The organism is Oleiphilus sp. HI0125 (assembly GCF_001635355.1).
The window spans coordinates 1-1,015 of record NZ_LWGF01001208.1 but is presented as its reverse complement, the minus strand read 5'-3'; the positions used below and the strand labels follow the sequence as shown (position 1 = coordinate 1,015).

2 protein-coding genes are annotated in these 1,015 nt (G+C 46.4%); one reads left to right on the top strand and one right to left on the bottom strand.

Going from position 1 to position 1,015, the window contains the following annotated elements; genetic code table 11:
- The coding region (locus tag A3762_RS21085; protein WP_304439313.1) for a sugar-transfer associated ATP-grasp domain-containing protein at window positions 1-391 on the top strand (391 nt) is incomplete at its 5' end.
- Window positions 392-426: 35 nt separating this feature from the next.
- Here A3762_RS21085 and A3762_RS21080 read toward each other — a convergent pair.
- The coding region (locus A3762_RS21080; protein WP_197469467.1) for an agmatine deiminase family protein at window positions 427-1,015 on the bottom strand (589 nt) is incomplete at its 5' end.

The following is a 1,015-nucleotide window of genomic DNA, read 5'->3' as shown; positions in this document are numbered from 1 at the left end:
TAACTTGCATCAAGGGGCTGTTGGTGTTGGTTTATCCATCCGTAATGGCAGTACGTTGCGTGCAGTTATGCGCGACAACCCAGTGATCTTTCACCCTGATACAGGCAAAGATCTCACGAAGCTTAATATTCCGCGATGGGATGACTTGCTGGCTTTGTCGGCGCGTTGCTATGAAATCACGAATCTTGGTTATTTGGGTGTCGACCTAGTCTTAGACAAAGACTTAGGCCCCTTGCTGATGGAGTTGAATGCGCGACCAGGTCTAGCTATTCAATTGGCCAACGGACAAGGCTTGCTGCCACGCATTAATGCCGTTAATGCGATATCTGCGCGCTACGATCATTCTATATCTGAGAGAGTGTTATTCAGTCAGAATGAATTCGATACCTAGCCAACGTACTATCCCTGGAGGCTTAACAGATTTTGTTAGGACGCTTTAGGGATTTGTTGCGTGACGCAATGAATATTACCGCCGCCTAATAATATTTCCCGTCCACCTTTTATTCCCGTGACCTGATAATCAGGAAACGCCTGTTGAAGAACTTCAGCGGCTTGAGCATCTGTTTTTGGATCTAACAACGGGAAAATGATTTGTTGGTTGGTGATTAGAAAATTGGCATAACTTGCTGCAAGTCGCACGCCTTCATAACGAGATTCATGCGGCTCGGCGTCGAAGCTATCCGCTTCTTCTCCACTCATAAATAAGGGGCCGGGCATTGTGATTTTACGGATCGTTATGGTCCGACCTTGTGCATCAGGATGAGAGTTGAGAGCACGTTCAGCTAGTCGTGAAATCTCATATTGAGGATCAGATGGATCGTCACACCACGTTAAGACTACCTCACCCGGTGCTACGACATGCAGTATGTTATCGATGTGTCCGTTAGTGTCTTCATCGGCATAGAGCCCTAAAGGTAGCCAGAATACAACGTCCACATTTAGGTATTGTTTTAAGTAGGCTTCAATTTGCGCTTTGCTTAGCTCTGGATTACGGCTGGGATGTAACAGGCATTCT